This window comes from Fischerella thermalis PCC 7521 (assembly GCF_000317225.1).
In the GTDB taxonomy this organism is placed as follows: Bacteria; Cyanobacteriota; Cyanobacteriia; order Cyanobacteriales; family Nostocaceae; genus Fischerella; species Fischerella thermalis.
In genome coordinates, this window is the sequence record NZ_AJLL01000097.1 from 1 (window position 1) to 18,577 (window position 18,577).

Sequence of the window (18,577 nt, forward strand, 5' to 3'; positions counted from 1 at the left end):
TTTTATCGGTGTTTGGTTTTATCGCACAATCCGTTTAATTTCGACTTTGGGATTACCGAAATTTATCAGTAAACAGACTTTTAGTCGAGAGGCTTTTAAGTAACTCATACATTGGGCAAAGTTACCATCATCCAAGTTTTTCACCGCTTTGAGTTCTACTAGTACGCACTCTTCTACTATTAAGTCAACAAAATACTCTCCAACTACAATACTGTCATATAGTATTTGTAAATTGTATTGTTGTTTTACTCGTAACCCTGCCTTCCGTAATTCATGACACAAAGCATTTTCATACACCTTTTCTAAAAAGCCGACGCCCAAAATGTTACTTACTGTGTACGCACAGCCGATAATTTTCTGCGTAATTTTATCTATTTCATCTGGATGCATCTGTATTCATTTATAGTTAAGTTCATAATTCCTCCATCATACCCATGCTCAAAGTCCTTCCTAAACAAACCGCATCCATGTACACTCGCGATGGAATTCGTCTAGATGCAGATATTTATCGCCCTGATGCTGAAGGGAAATTTCCGGTATTATTGATGCGCCAACCTTATGGTAGAGCGATCGCATCTACTGTTGTCTATGCCCATCCACGTTGGTACGCTGCCCAAGGTTATATTGTGGTGATTCAAGATGTCCGGGGACGCGGTACGTCAACTGGTGAATTTAAATTGTTTGCCCATGAAATTGCTGACGGTGAAGATGCAGTGAATTGGGCTGCAAGTTTACCCGGTAGTAATGGGGCTGTGGGAATGTATGGTTTTTCCTACCAAGGAATGACTCAGCTATATGCTGCTGCTGCTAAACCAGCAGCCCTGAAAGCGATTTGTCCGGCGATGATTGGTTATGATTTATACACAGATTGGGCTTATGAAGGTGGTGCATTCTGTTTGCACACTAATCTGGCTTGGGCAATACAATTAGCGACGGAAACTGCCCGTTTGCGAGGAGATAAACAAGCTTATCAAGCTTTATTAGCAGCATCTCGGAATTTACCTCTATACGATCCCATTCCCACACGTCCTGAAGTTCTCCAAAATCTTATCCCAGATTCTTTTTATCACGAGTGGGTAGAACACTCCCAACCCGATGCTTACTGGGAAAATCTTTCGCCCAAAACGCATTTGCAAAATATTGATTTGCCCATGTTTCATATCGGGGGATGGTTTGATACATATTTGCGTGGTACCCTGAATTTATATAAAGAGATGGCAGCCCGCAGTCAGTACCGCCAACAGCTTTTAGTGGGGCCGTGGGCGCATTTACCTTGGGGTCGCAAAGTTGGTGAAGTGGACTTTGGTGTTAATGCTATTAGCCCTGTAGATCGAATGCAAATATGTTGGTTTGACCAGTTCCTTAAAGGTATAGACACTGGTTTAACCCATCAGTTACCTGTGTGGCTCTTTGAGATGGGCAGCAATACTTGGCAAGGATTTCTCAGCTTTCCTGAATTTGAACACAAACCCTACTTTTTGTCAAGTTACGGAATAGCTGGTATTCGCGAGGACGAAGGCATTCTCACCACGGCTTGCCCAGAAAATGCCGTAGATGATGTCTTAGTTCATGACCCGTGGCGACCTGTTCCTAGTTTGGGTGGTCATGCGGGCATACCTGCGGGTGTTTTTGAGCGATCGCACATTGATTGTCGTTCTGATGTTTTAACTTACACCAGTGAACCACTTGATTTTGACTTGCATTTAGCAGGCGATGTAGTCGTAGCTATTTCTTGTAGTGCTGACAAACCCAGCTTTGATTTATCTGTGGTGCTATCGGAAATTTATCCTGATGGAAAAGTGTATAACTTGACACAAGGTTATCTACGTTGTCAAGATGGTATGAATCATACTACTAGAAAAATTCAATTACAAACAACTTGTGCGCGCATTGCTAGAGGTAATGCCTTGCGATTAAGTTTAAGTGCGTCTTGTTTTCCAGCCTATGCAATTAACTTTGGTAATAATTCAAGTATGGGTATGGAAGCAGAAATTATTACATTAACAATCAGTTGTGGAGGCGCTTCCCTTTCCCAAATTTTACTCCCTGTAATTGCAGGATCTTGAAAACTAGGTAGGAGGCAGAAGGCAGGAAGGGTAATAATTTTCATGTTTGGTTATGTACCAACGTTCATGAATGGCTTCCAACAGAACCGTTTGACCTTCGATGTAGTTCATCGCCAATTTGCTGTTCTGGTTCTTCACCAAAAAGTTTAGCGATCGCTGCTCCCAATGCCCCCCGGGTGGGTTATATTCCATAACCACTTTGACTTCAGTACCCCGATCACTAGGTGCTTTCGTGAAGCGGACAAAACCAGAGTTATCTACATCTGACCCTTCTGCGGAAGCCCAAGAAATAAATTCGTTTTCCCGGTCTTCTAGGATATACGCATCCCATTCCACACTTTGACCCCAAGGTGCATTAGCAATCCAGTGCGACTTTTTTCGTCATACACCTCCACATTTTTAAGATGCTTCATGAACCTGGGCAGATTCTCAAAGTTATGCCAAAAGCGGTAAAGTTCATCTGCGGATTTGATAGCTTGGTTCATTCCTGGTGTCACAGTATCTTGGAGAACTGTAAACACTGAACGAATATGTATTGCAGCAGCAGTTGGTTCTACTCCCTCTTTTTTGCTCACCCGTGCAATAGGCGTTGCTGAATTTGGTCATGAATTATGTGTGCATACATTTTTGTAGTTCGATGCCAAATCATTGACCAGACGTAGACGTAGCAATGCTACGTCTCTACGTCTGGTCATACCCGTGAATTGTAAATTCATATCTTGATTCAGCAACGCCGTGCAATAAACTCTTGCAGTGAGAAATGAATTACAGAAATATTAAATGAGCTAAAAAGGAGAAAATGTAAAAGTTGGATATTGCCAAAATATTATGACCTTAATTCTGACTAATGACGATGGGATTGACGCTCCAGGTATTAAAGCACTTCGTGAAGCTGTAAACAGACTTGGTATGAATGGCAAATATCCAGCATCCAGTACTCACTTACCCGTGATTATAGCCGCTCCTAGAGATCATCTCTCCGGCTGTGGGCATCAAGTAACCACAACTCAACCGATACACGTTCACCATCGCTCAGATCATGAGTATGCCATTGCAGGTACTCCTGCTGATTGCGTGAGAATTGCGATAACACATATCTGTGAGCATGTCAACTTTGTCATATCTGGCATCAATGCTGGTGGTAATTTAGGAGTAGATGCCTATATTTCTGGTACTGTTGCTGCGGTAAGGGAAGCAGCGATGCATGGTATTCCGGGAGTTGCGATATCTCACTATCGCAAAGGTAAACTTAATGTTGATTGGCATGTAGCTGCACGCTGGACAGCGAATGTTTTAGCTGACCTACTCAACCGTCCTTGGGAAGCGGGAACTTTTTGGAATGTAAATTTACCCCATCTCTTGCTAGGAGAACCCGATCCAGAAGTAGTATTTTGCCAACCTTGTACTAAACCATTGCCCATTAACTACCGCATAGAAGGTGATAAATTCTATTATGCTGGCGTATATCAACAGCGCGATCGCACTCCTGGCAGTGATGTTGATGTTTGCTTTTCAGGTAAAATCGCAGTCACTCAGTTAAAAGTATAAATTAGTGACTAGTGATCATTTCGAGGGAGACTGAGGAGAATTAATTTATAAAGTAAATCTAAAGTAGGGGAGCCGGTGCGGTGGACGGGTTTCCCGGTACAAAGCATCTGGCGTTGTGTCACAGCTTTAGCCTGACGCACTATCTTATGTTGCGGTAGGTTAGGCGCTTTGATAAAGTTTTTGTTACCAATCATCTCGAAATACGCGCCTAACACGCCCAACCGTAATTTTATTTATACTTTATAAATATCTCTAAAGCTTGATGGTTAACAAATTTATCTATCTTCACGGCTTTGCTTCTAGTCCTAATTCTGCCAAAGCTCGGTATATACGCGATCGCTTTGCGGAACTTAATATCAAGGTGAATATTCCTGATTTAAATTTTGGTGATTTTTCCCACTTGACAATTACTCGCCAAATTAATCAAGTCGCGTCAATCATTTCAGCAGATGGTAAAGGGGATACAGAACAATCTCCACCTCAATCTACACCAGTAACCCTCATTGGTTCCAGTCTCGGCGGTTTAACAGCTGCTCACCTAGCACAGCAATATCCCCAGGTGCAACAGCTGATTTTGTTAGCACCAGCCTTTGGCTTTTTATCCCACTGGTTAGCCCAGCTAGGAGATGCACAAGTACAACTTTGGCAAAAAGAAAAGTATTTAATGGTTTATCATTATGGCGAAGGGCGATCGCTACCTTTAAGTTATGATTTCCTAACAGATGCGGCTCAATATCAAGAAGAAATATTACAGCGCCCAATTTCTACCCTCATCCTACATGGAAAAAATGATGAGGTTATTCCGATCCAAGCCAGTCGTGCTTTTGCTAAATCACGTCCTTGGGTAGAGCTAGTGGAATTAGAGAGTGATCACGCCTTAAGTAATGTCCTAAGACAAATTTGGCAAGCAATCTACCAGTTTTGCCAGCTAAATAAAAGTTAAATTAAGTTTAATAAACTAGTCTACTATCTATATTACTGCCTAAACGGCGTACTATTGAAACTGTTTGTGGTAAAACACCTACTAATAGTGCAAATGCTTCATCTGGCAAATGTTCTACCATCTCAAGCGGAAAGTACTGCTCAAATTGATCCAGAATCTTTTGAACTCGCTGAGTAGGTACAGGGTTTTCTGTAATCTGTTTGATTAGCCTAATCCATTGTCGCCTAATTAAATAAGCTTTCTGCCGCTCTTCATTGGTTTCAGGAGTTAATAAAGATAAATTTCCTATTGGTAATACTCCTTGACAATCACAATCATAATCGCCGCCTACCGCTGCTCCTGGACCAGCAAACTCTGTATGGTAGCGTTTAAAGAGTATCAACCCATTTCGTCTTCGACTGTTAACAATGAAAACCTTTCTACTTAGCAAATTTGTTAGGATATCCGAGCCATAGGATTGCTCAGTTCCATCTGACATGACAATATAGTCAAGAAAACTTGTGTCTGGGTAATAAGTAGATACCATAGCAGTCTGATAGCGTTGATTTTTTTCGCTATCCATCTTCTTTCAAAACGAGGATGAATTTGGGACTAGTTTGTGTCTAAATATAGATATATTGCTATTAAATCAAAGTTTTGATTTTTTATTAACAAGATTGCTTCTGTGAATGTAACTTATGATGAAACTTAATAGAGACTGTGCTGTAATTGATTATCCATATTTTATGAGACTTAACATTGATTTGTCTGCTGTATACATGGTATTTTTTTTAAAGTTTCTATAAAGATGAAGATTTTTAATACAAAGTTATTGTGAGGTCTTGACAGATGACTTTCAGTGTTTTTACTGAATATATCTAAAATAACGAAATATTTTATATCGCACTCATAAATCATTATTCATTATTTATATATTATTTTTCGACCAACAAATTTGAACAATATATACTAAAAAACATATATTTTTGTTTGTACAAATTCACAATTGAATTTTAACAAGACTCTATCATGATTTTTCAAATCTAATATAAAAGTATTAGTTTTTTATTTATAACAGATTTTATCAAAAATTACCTTGGCTGGCATCTTCTGAATTTCACGAGAAAAGATATACATTTATTTAACTAATGTAATAAAAATTTATTAAAACCATCAAATTACAAAGTGATTAGAAATTAAGTATGTATGGCTAAGAGCAACTGAATACTCAGCCAACCAAAGTTTTCCATGATTTAGCAAGGAATTAATTGCTATTCTCAAATCGAGGATTAGTAGAAGACAAAAGATACAGTAAACAGGCAAAAAGACTTTTCTAGGCTATTCCTAGTTATAAGTAAAAGAAAGTTGACATTTCCCGTCCACCCATCACTTAAAAATTAGCTAGTTGAATTGGGCATAAGATGCTTATGCAATAATATCTGTCGTGAGTTTCTAAAAAATAATATATTCCAATTAGATTCCACTTTATGCACACGATATCCGAACTTGAGATAGAGTTGCCGTGCCTGATGGTTGTTTTCTAGGACATGAAGATATAAATCTTCAAATCCCCATTCTCTAACAAATTTTTCACTAGCTTGAAGTAATTGAGAGGCTGCACCCTGTCTACGGCACTTTGACAAAACAGCCAAATTAGACAGGTAAGGAAAAACTTTGCCAACCTCTGTCCAAGAATCACTGAACCGCACACCTACCTCCAAAGTACCAACTAAGTTATTAGGTGTATTGGCTGCGGTGTCAACGACAACTAAACAGACGTGGTGGGATGTAGATGATACTAATCGGTGTCTTAAATCTTCATAAATACCCAAGCGTAGCAAAGGGAAAGCCCATGCCCAGATACCATTTTGGGAGTGAAAGCTTTCAGCAATAATTTGGGCAACGCTAGTCAAATCAGCAGGTGTCGCTGTACGGACTTGGAACCGACAGGAAGCTTGTTCAGCAGATGCTGCTGTGACTGGTGGTTGATGGGATTGTTGGAAAAACCAGGGTGTCAAGGCTAGTTATGTGGTGAATTAATAGAACAAAAATCCTTTCAAATATCGTAAAACACCATTCAATACTATGTGAAAAACTTAAAAAAAGCTGGTGTGAGGCATAGGGGATAGAGGATAGGTGAATGGGGATTGGGGATTGGGCATGAATCAGTGACCAGTTTAATTTGATAACTGATAACTGATTAGTTGTCCTTCTTGTCCCCCTTGTCTCCATAGTCCCCCTTCCCTTGTCCCTATTATCTATTCTCTTACCACTTGTCTAGTTGATAATCCTAATGGCTAAATTGTAAATAGCTATTTGTCTAATAGTATACTTTGCTCTTTAATCTTAGTTGTTGTGGGATTGCTGACTTGAAAATGACTGTTATAAATAAAATTTACCCAAAAGTGTTAGTGTCGATGCTACGGCGGGAAAAATTAATATGCAGCTTCAGTTGGATTGTTCAACCAGTCTTGATTGCTGTATATGCTATAAAACAGTTCTCGTTGGAGGTGAGCAGAGATTTGGCTACAAAACAAAAATTCTGTCAAACTAATACTGAGCATCAAATTAATTGGGGTGCACCAAAGCAAACAGTAATCGGCATAATTTATTGAGACAGATGGCTGTGAGCAAACCCTCTTCCAATCAGCACTCATGTGGGCAAACGGCTTAGGTCGTCAAAATGCTCTGCTCTTACCTGAGTCAGTTTCATCCTTATCTGATCAGATTATTGTTTATCCGACTGCCTTTGCAGCAGGAAAGCGGTGCATGAAATCCCAAGCAAACAATAAGCCTAAAATTTTAGTTGTCGACGACGAACCTGACAACTTAGACTTGCTTTACCGCACTTTTTATCGTGACTACAAGGTGTTGAGGGCAGGTTCTGGTCCAGCGGCGTTGGAGCTGCTGGCGCAAGAGGGAGATGTGTCAGTAATCATCTCCGATCAGCGAATGCCAATGATGAGTGGTACTGAATTTTTAAGCCTAACAGCAACTCAGTATCCAGATATCATCAGGATAATTTTGACTGGCTACACCGATGTCGAAGACCTAGTAGAAGCCATTAACTCCGGTAAGGTATTCAAATATGTCACCAAACCGTGGGAAGCAGAGGAACTAAAAGCAGTAGTACGCCAAGCCTTGGATACCCACAATGTCCTCAAGGCCCGTACTCGCGAATTAACTCGTACACTCCGCCAGGAATCGCTGCTGAACACCGTTACCAACACTATTCGCAGCGCTTTAGACTATCGACAGATTCTGCAAACCATTGTGGATACGGTAGGGCATATGCTGGAGGTGGATGTTTGCCTCTTGCGTCCTTTCCAAGAGAATCAATTGGTTGATGAAGGGTTTATTTATCAGAAGCTACCAGAGAAAGACACGGAGACATTAGGACAGGGGGACGCGGAGAATGTAAATCAAACATTCTCCGTGTCTTCTGAAACTCCATTACCCCTGTTGTCTCAAACAGTTTGGGAAACCCGGGAAGTACAAGTAATTCATGATGTAGCCAGTGACGAACGCATTCAAGGGGATGCTGTTGAGTTGCGATCGCGTGCTGCTGCTTTCACTGATGCTAATATTTGCTCTAGTCTAATTGTGCCGCTGATTTGTCGGCAGGAACTAATGGCGGTGCTGGCGTTGCACCAGTGTTATGCACCCCGGATCTGGAGTGAGGATGAAGTGCAGTTGGTGATGATGGTAGCAGATCAAGCCGCTCTGGCTTTGTCTCAAGCCTATGCTTACGAGCAAGTACGCGCTCTTGCTCAAAGGGAAGCTCTGATTAATACAATTACCAGTGCGATTCGCTCTAGTTTAGATCCACAAGATATTTTTGCTGCTATTACCCAAAAATTAGGACAAGCTTTACAAGTGGATGGTTGTGTGCTGTCTTTGTGGACAGAAGATGATGAATATGTTCGCTGCGTAGGTTTGTATGACAGTTCTGAAGATGTAAATACTCATAGTCCCACAAATATTGAGGATGTCAAAACTCATAATTTACCTCAGTCGCAAGCACCGATCAAAGGAAATCCGATTCTGCAAGAAATGTTACGGACACAAGAACCGGTGATTGTCCCAGATATGGGCCAGTGTTCGCCAGAAACCAAGGGATTTGACTTACATTTGCGAGTACCTGCGCGATCGCTAATGGTAGTTCCCCTCTTAGCTGATGGTAAAAGTATTGGTAGTATTACTTTAAAGCAAAGTAAAAAATCACGTCAGTGGTTGCCTTCAGAAATAGAGTTAGCAAAAGCAGTAGCAGCACAAGCAGCGATCGCAGTACAGCAATCTCACTTGTACCAAAAAACTCGCGAACAAGCCGAACGCTTACTGGAATTAGACAGACAAAAAACCGAGTTTTTCCAAAATATTTCCCACGAATTTCGTACTCCCATTACCCTCATTCAAGGGCCACTAGAAACAGCAGTATCTGAAAAAGAGGGTTTATCTTACGAACAAAGCGTGATCGCCTTACGTAACTCCCGTCGTTTGTTAAGGCTTGTCAACCAATTACTGGATCTGCAACGCTTAGATGCAGGTCGGATGCAACCAAGTTTTCGTCCCTGTGATTTAGTCGAATTTGTCAGTCAAATTGTTGAGTCGTTTCGTCCCTACTGCGAAAAAAAAGGACTGCGCCTGACCACCGACATGGCTGAATGCCCAAAAGTATACTTGGACATGGAAAAATTTGACAAGGTGGTTTACAATCTCCTGTCTAATGCCATGAAGTTTACTCCTGAAGGTGGTACAATCACTGTTGCCATCCAGTCTCAAGATGATCATTGCATTTTGACAGTAGAAGATACTGGTATTGGCATTGTCCCAGAACAAATCCCCCTCCTATTTGAACGCTTCCGCCAAGCTGAAGGCTCTGAAAACCGTTCCTATGAAGGCACTGGTTTAGGTTTGGCTTTAGTAAAAGAATTAGTAGAACTCCACGGTGGCAAGGTAACTGTAGAATCAGTTTATGGTCAAGGTACTACCTTTAGCGTCTGGTTAATTCCTGGTAATGCTCATTTACCCCCAGATCAAGTGTCGGAAGTGACTGTAGAAGTCAATCTTAGCCGTGCTGCTGTGGAATTGGCAGATTTAGAATTACTCGAAGAAAGGGCTGGGGATTTGGAACTAGAAACCAGGGAAGAAGATTTTAGTAATAGCCCCGAGCCCCTAGCCACTAGCCCCTATATCCTAGTTGTAGACGACAACCCGGATCTAAGAGCTTACGTATCTGGTATTCTTCGCGACCACGGCTATCACGTACGGACAACTCATAATGGTTTAGAAGGATTCCGACTGGCCAAGGAAACTTCACCTAGCTTAATTGTTAGTGATTTAATGATGCCTGTAGTGTCGGGGCTAGAGATGATTCGGATGATCCGCAACGAAGAGCAATTAAAAGGAATTCCAATCATCCTGCTGACAGCAAAAATTGATGAAGAAACTCGCATCGAAGGTACAGAACTGGGTGCAGATGCTTATTTAGCTAAACCATTTAATGATCGCGAACTTTTGGCAGAGGTGAGGAACCTGTTAGCCTTGAAGGCTACTGAACGTAAAGTAGTAGAATTAAATACTTATCTTACCGAATCAGTACTGAAACGATTTTTACCACCAGCTTTAGTACAAAAAGCCGCAGCTGGAGACTTAGTTTTAGATTTGCGACCAGAACCGCGCTTAATTACAGTTTTATTTAGTGATATTGTTGGTTTTACCCAATTAGCAAATACCCTCAGATCACGCCGTGTCGCTGAGTTGCTCAATGAATATTTAGAAGTGATGACAAAAGCGGTATTTGATAATGGCGGTACTGTAGATAAATTTATGGGAGATGCTATTTTAGCTTTGTTTGGAGCGCCAGAAGAGTTAACACCTAACGAACAGGTGCGACGTGCTGTGAATACAGCCAGGGCGATGCTGCGATCGCTAGAAAAGTTAAACGAACATTGGCGAGAGCATGGTGTTTTTGATACGACGGAACGTCAAAGTGTACAGTTTCGCTGTGGTATCCACCAAGGTACAGCTGTTGTAGGTATGTTTGGTAGCTCTGAACGCGCCGACTATACAGCCATTGGTCCGAGTGTAAACATTGCTGCGAGATTGCAGCAAGCAGCTGCTCCCGGTACTGTCTTGGTTTCGGCGGCGGTTGCAGATTATTTACAAGAAGAAGAAATTATCAAACGTAGTCCGCTAGAACTAAAAGGAGTAGACGAAACGGTTCTGACCTTCGCTCTGACGCCAGAGTTAATGGCTAATCGCTAAAATGGTCAATGGTTAGTGATTAGTTGTTGTAGAGACGTGCCATGGCACGTCTGTTTAGTGGTTAGTGGTTAACGGAACCAACAAACAACAACCAACAATCAACAACCAAACCAACCATTAGCAAAATTATGACAAAATCGGTTACTGAGCAAAAAGCAACTTCATCTCCAATATATCGCCGGCATAGCGATCCTCCTGGTTTGTGGATTGCTGTATTTACGGGTTCAGTAGCCATACATTTGCTTGCATTTTGGATGTTGCGCTTATACTCATATCAGTTGAGCCTGAGACAACAGCAAAACTCGAGTAACAATATACCTATTGAAATCATAGAAATTTCCCCAACAGAATCTGCAAAAGCTCAATCACAAGCCAAAGTCAAACCAGCTTCACCACAGTCATCATCTTTGCTCACTAATGAGGATGCGATCGCTTTGATTGATCAAAAAACAGCGATCGCCTCTAAGCCTAATTCTTCTCTACGCCAGCAACCCTCTGCAAAACCTCAACCAACTACACAACCCGAATCTACACCCACACCAGAATTACCAGCAAATCAACAGCCTGATACTATACCTCCAACACCGCCTCCTGATAATACAGACACATCCACCTCAGAATCGGAAAATCCCATACCAGATGAGCAAAATCAGGCTTTATTACCAAATACAAACCCTACAACTCCTCCAAAAGACAGTTTTCCCTCCACAAATGAGCAACTAGAGTCCCAACTCCCAGAACAACCAAATGCTAATATTTCGCTGGGAAAATCAACGCCGCTACCAACAATAGATCCATCGCTGCAACCACCACCCCAATTACCAACAGACGAAACTCAAACTAGTGGTGGGCTGGTAGCAACCTGGGATGCTTTTTCTAGAGATGAAATGATTGATTTGATCCGAAAAGGGGTGGTGATACAAGATGTACCGCCAGATATTGTGGCTCAACCTTTGGGAGACAATACAAAAGAATTGCCTGTAAGTTTTATCAGCAGCGAACCGGATTTGGATAATGTAGATTTGGTTGCTTCCTTGGCAATTGATGAAAAAGGTAAGTTGATTGCACGTGATGCCAATGGTAACCCAGGAGTTGAGATTATAGATATGACTCCCGAAGAACTCGCAACGAAAAAAACTAAATATCAGCAACTTCTGATTGATGTTTTTCAGAATGTGTCATTTAGTCCTGGTAGAAACCAAGATGTTAGCCAGCCGCTCCAAAGCAACTTATTTGTGCGTGTGAAAATAGAGCGCCGTTAGTTCTTGATTTGTGGCTAAGATTATGTTATATTATTGGAGTTGAAAATTTTCCGCGGGCATAGTTTAGTGGTAAAACCATAGCCTTCCAAGCTATTGATGCGGGTTCGATTCCCGCTGCCCGCTTTTGAGAGACGTAGCGTTGCTACGTCTCTACTACGTCTGCTACGTCTCTACAAAATGTAGATAAACACAATTCATGACCAAATTGAGCAACGTCGATTTTTGATGAAATCGTAGCATTTTTCGACGCAGTCCCGACGAAAAAATTTCACCACCAAGCATGAAAAACTTCACAAGAGGTGCCACTCTGGTGAACCCGCGCAGAGGTAGGAGAGAGGTTTTCCAGATCTTATGAAAAGTCAGGCTAGCCGTTCAAAGTCCTGTCAATAATCCCAAGCGTGGTCAGATGATAAAATTCATAAAAGTCTAACCTGTACAGACAAATGTTTAGCATTTATGTATTATTTTAGACTGAAATGTAAGAACAAAACACTTAATTAACCTACTATTTGTGTAGCAACTGTGTAGCATTATGCTTATAAAGCCTGAAAATATTGATAGAAAAGAGAACTTAGCATTTTTATTAGAAGTTGGTACAGAAGAATTACCTGCAAGCTTTTTGAGTAGTGCTGTTGCACAGTGGAAATCGCTGATTCCTCAAAGTCTCCAAGAACATAACTTAAAGAGTGAATCTGTAGAAATTTATGGTACTCCTCGGCGTTTAGCAGTATTGATCAAAGGTTTACCATCCCAGCAAGCCGACAGAGAAGAAGAAATAAAAGGTCCACCCGCACAAACTGCTTTTAAAGACGGAAAACCTACCCCAGCAGCACAAGGTTTTGCCAAAAAGCAAGGTGTAGAACTCGATGCTTTGGAAATTCGCAACACTGACAAAGGGGATTTTGTTTTTGTACGCAAGCTGATTCCTGGTCGTCGGATAGCAGAGATTTTAACAGAACTTGTTCCCCAGTGGATTTTTGCCTTAGAAGGTAAGCGGTTGATGCGCTGGGGTGATGGGGATTTGCGGTTTTCTCGTCCCATTCGTTGGTTGGTAAGTTTGTTAGATGATGCTGTTTTGCCCATAGAATTGGTGAATGGTTCCGAGACGATTAAAAGCGATCGCATTTCTCAAGGTCACCGGGTTTTACATCCCCAACCAGTTATAATTCCCCAAGCTACCGATTATGTAAATGTACTGCGTTTAGCTTCGGTGGCTGTAAATATTGAGGAACGGACAAATATTATTGTTGAAGAAATTCAAAACTCTGCTCACAAGTTAAATGGTTCTGTAGAAATTTACCCAGATTTATTAGAGGAAGTCACAAACCTAGTCGAATGGCCTTCTGCGGTAATTGGTGAATTTGAAAGCGAATTTTTGGATTTGCCTACAGAAGTTATTACTACTGTAATGGTGCATCACCAGCGTTATTTCCCTGTATTTAAAGATAGCAAGCAACAAGAATTGCTGCCGTATTTTATCACCATATCCAATGGCGATCCAGCAAAATCAAATATAGTTGCCGTTGGTAATGCCAGAGTGATTCGCGCTCGTTTAGCTGATGGGAAATTTTTCTATGATGCTGATTTAAAAAATCCTTTAGATAGTTTTTTACCAGAGCTAGCAAAAGTTACTTTTCAAGAAGATTTGGGTTCACTGTTAGATAAAGTCGGACGCATCTCTAAAATTGCTGCACAGATTGCTGAACAATTGCAATTAAGCCCAGAACAAAGTCATAATATCCACCGTGCCGCTTTATTATGCAAAGCTGATTTAGTTAGTCAAATGGTCTATGAATTCCCAGAGTTACAGGGAATTATGGGACAAAAATATGCCCTAGCAAGTGGAGAAGAAGAAGCTGTAGCAACAGCAATTTTTGAGCATTATTTGCCTCGTGGTGCAGATGATATTTTGCCACAAACAATTACAGGTCAAGTTGTGGGTTTGGCAGACAGATTAGATACTTTAGTCGGTATCTTTGGTTTAGGGATGATTCCCACAGGTTCTTCTGATCCCTTTGCCTTGCGACGGGCAGCCAATGCTGTTGTAAATATCACATGGACAGCAGATTTAGCAATTAATTTACAGCAGTTATTAGAGCAAATCGCCACAGATTTTGTTGCACAACATAACAAACATAAAGAAGAATTGGTTGGGAATTTGCAAGAATTTTTCTTACAACGCATTCGCACTTTATTGCAGGAAGAAAAACAAATAGATTATGACTTGGTGAATGCTGTCTTGGGTGAAAATGACCCCGAATATACCCAAAGAGCATTACAAGATTTATTGGATGTACGCGATCGCGCCTTATTCCTGCAAAAAATCCGCACAGATGGGACTTTAGATAAAATCTACGAAACCGTTAACCGTTCTACCCGTTTGGCAGCCCAAGGTGATTTAGATACCAAACAACTTGATCCTACATCTATAGTGCAGCCAGAACTATTCCAAAAGTCCTGCGAAACGGCATTCTATCATGACTTACTAGAATTAGTTCCCCAAACTCAAGCTGCACAAAAGTCACGCAATTATCAACAGTTAGTAGCAGCACTCGAAAAGATTGCTCCTACCGTGAGTAATTTTTTTGATGGGCCAGAAAGTGTGTTGGTTATAGATCCAGATCCGAATATTAAGCGCAATCGGTTAAATTTGCTGGGTTTGCTGCGTAATCACGCGCGAGTGCTAGCAGATTTTGGCGCAGTTGTAAAAAATTTGTAGCCAAAGTCCATAAAAATATTGTGTAAATTGTGCCAAGAAACGTTAGGATAAGGTGTGCTTAACCAGGGATTTCTGCTACAGTCTATGCCCAAAGCCCATGTAATTGGATTAGGAAAGTCCGGTGTTGCGGCGGCGAGATTGTTGAAGCGGCAAGGTTGGGAGGTGGTGCTAAGCGATCGCAACACCTCTTCTAACCTCCGTACACAACAACAAGAACTCGCAGCCGAACAAATCACTGTTGAACTGGGTTATACCCTGGACTTGACTGGTTCAGATTTACCCCAGCTAATAGTTGTTAGTCCTGGCGTTCCTTGGGACATTCCCGTACTAGTCCAAGCACGAGATTTGGGCATAGAAACCATCGGCGAGATGGAACTAGCATGGCGCTACTTACGATCTATACCTTGGGTGGCGATTACTGGCACGAACGGTAAAACCACCACTACCTCTTTAATTGCCAGCATTTTTCAAACAGCAGGGTTAAATGCTCCGGCTTGCGGTAATATTGGCTACGCTGCCTGTGAGGTTGCCCTCTCGCAAGCAGCAGGGAGAGAAGAAAGCCCAATCCAAAATTCCCTTGACTGGGTAATTGCAGAGATTAGTAGTTATCAAATCGAATCATCTGCCACCTTAAAACCACGTATCGGTGTATGGACAACTTTTACACCCGATCACCTCAGTCGTCATAAAACATTAGAGAATTATTACAACATCAAAGCTTGTCTGTTGCGTCAGAGTGAAATCCAAATCTTTAATGGTGATGATGCATACTTGCGGAAAGTTGGTTTGAGTGATTGGCCTGACGCCTACTGGACAAGTGTGCAGGGTAAAGATTTTCTAATTGGTGAAAAAGGTTTTTACATTCAAGATGGCTGGGTTTTCCAGACGTACCACGACGGTTCTGCAAAAGATGAACCGATTGTCGAAGTATCTGCATTGCGGATGGTGGGAGAACACAATCAGCAAAACCTACTGATGGCAGTAGCGGCGGCGCGGTTGGCAGGAATTGATCAAGATGCGATCGCTCGAGCCATTAGTGAGTTCCCTGGTGTACCCCATCGCTTAGAACACATTTGTACTTGGGAAGGTATTGATTTTATCAACGACAGTAAAGCTACTAATTATGACGCAGCCGAGGTTGGGTTAGCATCGGTGCAAAGTCCAGTCATCTTAATTGCTGGTGGCGAAGCTAAAGCTGGTGATGATACTGCTTGGATGGCAAAAATTAAAGCCAAAGCTGCCGCAGTTTTACTGATTGGTGATGCTGCCAAAGTCTTTGCTCAACGCTTGCAAGAAGTAGGCTACACCAATTACGAAATTGTGGAAACGATGGACAAGGCAGTTTCCAAATCAGCAGAATTAGCTAAGCAATATCAAGCAGCTGTAGTGTTGCTGTCGCCCGCATGTGCTAGTTTTGACCAGTATCCCAACTTTGAAGTACGAGGTGAGCATTTTCGGCAGTTGTGCTTGGAGTGGGTGGAAAATAGGTAATATGTATGTCCGTTTGAACAGTTATCATATCTGTGAAGGTTGGTAATCGATAATGGGTAATTTGGTCGCAGTGTTAATGAGGGGAGAAACGCAACCGGATTGCTTGGTTGTAGTGTGAGGCGAAATGAACGGGCGATCGCAGCTAGCAATAAAGTAGCTTCCATCATCTGGCAAGTGATCGCCCAAAACCGTTTCTAACTCTTGTTGCAATTTCGCCTCTACCTGGGGATGCTGTGAAAGCAAAAACCGGTGTTGCATAAAATGGGGATGTAGACGCGTAGCGGCTTCCCGCAGGGTATAATGAACCGCCATAGACGCGCAAGCCAAATCATTGTAGAGACGTAGCAATGCTACGTCTGGTCATACCCGTGAATTGTAAATTCATATCTTGATTCAGCAACGCCCTTGCTTATCTGTCATCCCCTAGTACTTAGTATTACTTAATTATACAACTGGAATTTTAATGACAAATTCAGTTCCTTGCCCTGGTGCAGAGGTACAGTACAGTTGACCATTGTGTTGATTCACAATAATTTGATAGCTAATAGGCAGTCCCATGCCAGTTCCTTTACCAACAGGTTTAGTAGTAAAAAAGGGATCAAATATACGTTTTCTCACTTCTTCTGACATACCAATACCATTGTCTGCGATAGTAATCGCTAGATAAGTTGGATCTGACATCTCAGTACGAATAAAAATAGTTGGTGATTGATAACTGCTACATGGTAATCGATCCATCATCCGTGAATTGCCACTATCTTCCAAAGCATCAATGGCATTACTTAAGATATTCATAAACACCTGATTGAGCTGTCTTGGATAGCATTCCACTAAAGGCAAATCGCCATATTTCTTGATGATTTTGATAGTTTCGCCTTTAGAGTGAAGCTGGAGACGACTTTGTAAAATTACCAGTGTACTATCAATACCTTCATGGATGTCAACTGCTTTTTTCTCAGCTTCATCCAGTCGAGAAAAGTTTCGCAACGAACAAACTATTTCCCTGATGCGTTCCGCACCAACCTTCATAGAAGCAAGAATTTTGGGGAGATCAGTAGTTAAAAAATCTAGCTCAATTTGGGCGATCGCAGTTTGGATTTCTGCTATTGGTTCGGGATAATGTTGTCGATATAGGCTGAGTAAAAAGAGCAAATCCTGAAAATAGCAGCTAGCGTGATCCAAGTTGCCAGCAATGAAGTTAACAGGGTTATTAATTTCGTGAGCAACTCCAGCAACAAGCTGTCCTAAAGATGCCAATTTTTCATTTTGTACTAATCGCGTATAGTTTTTTTGAAGGTCAAGCAAACCTGTTTTAGCTACTTGTGATTCTTTCTGCGCCTGCTGTAAATGAGTCAGAGTTAAGACATAAATTTGAGAATAAGCTAGCAGTAACTGATAGAAATCAACTAGCCCATAGTTGCCAGAATCATTTTTAACTAGAATTGGTTCATAGACGAGTTCGGGCGATCGCTGTAACGCCATTTGGGTTGCTTCTACAATCAAAGCATCTCCAGGAAGTACAAATACTTCAGGTTTAATTAGGTTGTAGAAAATTTCGACGGGTCGTGATGAAAATAGTCCTAAACTATAGGGGCGACTCATTTCCTGAAAAAATCTTCGTCGTGAAATCATTCCCACATAATCTTGATTTTTGGTTAAGATAATCCCTGGAAGTAAAGGTTCCATTTCAAAGAGTTTAAATAAGTCACCTCCTGGACGATCTAGTTCTATATAAACATCCCAAAGAGGTAACTTCTGTATAGTTGACTCTAGCCCTAAGTTCAACTCATCAAGCTTTTGCATCACACGCATTACCAATTTACTTTAAGTTGTAGGATTACCAGCTATGTGTCTATATCTTTAGTAATCCCAAAAAATTTGTTTTTTATACATTTACAGCTATCTATTTATGAAAAAACGAAAAATTACCGACTTGGTAAAACAGTAAGACTCTTGATATAGCAATCCTATTTGAGTTGTAAACAATCACATCACCCAGATTCAGATCCCCGACTTTTATAAAAAGTCGGGGATCTTGTGATTACTAGATCAACTCTCTATATAACCTTTTCTTAACCTCGTAAACAAAAAATCAATATTTTAATGAGCATAATTTACCCTTTTTTTTGGTAAAAAATCTGTAGCTATAGTTCGGTAATGAAATAAAAATTATGATTAGAAATTGATATTAGTAAAAAATTTGTGTATTTTTCTCAAGTCAATAAAAATTTGTGGTATGTATAGCAGTTTTTAGTAAATCGAGCTACATATACTCTAACTCTCCTTCCCTTCGTTTCCATAA

General features: G+C 41.1%; 12 protein-coding genes, 1 tRNA gene and 1 pseudogene. 8 read left to right on the plus strand and 6 right to left on the minus strand.

Translation table 11 applies throughout. The features are described 5' to 3' along the window. Positions 1-18: 18 nt before the first annotated feature. Positions 19-390, minus strand: a complete 372-nt coding sequence (locus tag UYK_RS0120290; RefSeq protein WP_009456345.1) for a GxxExxY protein — start codon at positions 388-390, stop codon at positions 19-21. Positions 391-467: 77 nt separating this feature from the next. On the opposite strand from UYK_RS0120290, the gene UYK_RS0120295 reads away from it, so the two are divergent. Continuing rightward, a complete protein-coding gene (locus tag UYK_RS0120295; protein WP_016872051.1) occupies positions 468-2,066 on the plus strand; it encodes a CocE/NonD family hydrolase in 1,599 nt (532 codons plus the stop codon). Positions 2,067-2,130: 64 nt separating this feature from the next. On the opposite strand, the pseudogene UYK_RS24425 reads toward UYK_RS0120295, so the two are convergent. Next, positions 2,131-2,551: pseudogene (locus UYK_RS24425) on the minus strand (SRPBCC family protein). Between the two features lie 343 nt (positions 2,552-2,894). Here UYK_RS24425 and surE point away from each other — a divergent pair. Together surE and UYK_RS0120315 are read left to right on the plus strand one after the other, a co-directional pair. Then, positions 2,895-3,614 carry a 5'/3'-nucleotidase SurE gene (surE, locus tag UYK_RS0120310; RefSeq protein WP_009456349.1) on the plus strand — a complete coding sequence of 240 codons (720 nt, stop codon included), beginning with the start codon at positions 2,895-2,897 and terminating at the stop codon, positions 3,612-3,614. Between the two features lie 262 nt (positions 3,615-3,876). Then, on the plus strand, positions 3,877-4,557 hold the full coding sequence (locus UYK_RS0120315; RefSeq protein ID WP_009456351.1) for a YqiA/YcfP family alpha/beta fold hydrolase: 681 nt from the start codon (positions 3,877-3,879) through the stop codon (positions 4,555-4,557). A 7-nt stretch (positions 4,558-4,564) separates the two neighbouring features. On the opposite strand, the gene UYK_RS0120320 is transcribed toward UYK_RS0120315, so the two are convergent. Next, positions 4,565-5,119 (minus strand): hypothetical protein, encoded by a 555-nt coding sequence (locus UYK_RS0120320; protein WP_009456352.1) that lies wholly within the window; start codon positions 5,117-5,119, stop codon positions 4,565-4,567. A gap of 814 nt (positions 5,120-5,933) precedes the next feature. Beyond that, entirely contained in the window at positions 5,934-6,554 is a 621-nt protein-coding gene (locus tag UYK_RS0120325) for a GNAT family N-acetyltransferase (RefSeq protein ID WP_016872052.1), read from the minus strand. 751 nt (positions 6,555-7,305) lie between these two features. Here UYK_RS0120325 and UYK_RS0120335 point away from each other — a divergent pair. The 5 genes from UYK_RS0120335 (at position 7,306) to murD (ending at position 16,275) form a co-directional block, all read left to right on the plus strand. Then, positions 7,306-10,803 carry a response regulator gene (locus UYK_RS0120335; RefSeq protein WP_026086533.1) on the plus strand — a complete coding sequence of 1,166 codons (3,498 nt, stop codon included), beginning with the start codon at positions 7,306-7,308 and terminating at the stop codon, positions 10,801-10,803. Between the two features lie 128 nt (positions 10,804-10,931). Beyond that, positions 10,932-12,065, plus strand: coding sequence for a hypothetical protein (locus UYK_RS0120340; RefSeq protein WP_009456358.1), 1,134 nt, complete (start codon positions 10,932-10,934; stop codon positions 12,063-12,065). A 52-nt stretch (positions 12,066-12,117) separates the two neighbouring features. Next, positions 12,118-12,188, plus strand: a tRNA-Gly gene (locus UYK_RS0120345). A gap of 409 nt (positions 12,189-12,597) precedes the next feature. Beyond that, positions 12,598-14,784, plus strand: coding sequence for a glycine--tRNA ligase subunit beta (gene glyS / locus UYK_RS0120350; RefSeq protein ID WP_016872055.1), 2,187 nt, complete (start codon positions 12,598-12,600; stop codon positions 14,782-14,784). Between the two features lie 84 nt (positions 14,785-14,868). Further along, positions 14,869-16,275, plus strand: coding sequence for a UDP-N-acetylmuramoyl-L-alanine--D-glutamate ligase (gene murD / locus UYK_RS0120355; RefSeq protein ID WP_016872056.1), 1,407 nt, complete (start codon positions 14,869-14,871; stop codon positions 16,273-16,275). Positions 16,276-16,299: 24 nt separating this feature from the next. Here the strand turns inward: murD and UYK_RS0120360 are convergent, their stop codons facing one another. Both UYK_RS0120360 and UYK_RS0120365 read right to left on the minus strand, forming a co-directional pair. Then, positions 16,300-16,623, minus strand: a complete 324-nt coding sequence (locus tag UYK_RS0120360) for a cytochrome P450 (RefSeq protein ID WP_235182363.1) — start codon at positions 16,621-16,623, stop codon at positions 16,300-16,302. Positions 16,624-16,719: 96 nt separating this feature from the next. Next, positions 16,720-18,087: a sensor histidine kinase gene (locus UYK_RS0120365; RefSeq protein WP_016872057.1), complete on the minus strand. Its 1,368-nt coding sequence runs from the start codon at positions 18,085-18,087 to the stop codon at positions 16,720-16,722. Positions 18,088-18,577 lie beyond the last annotated feature (490 nt).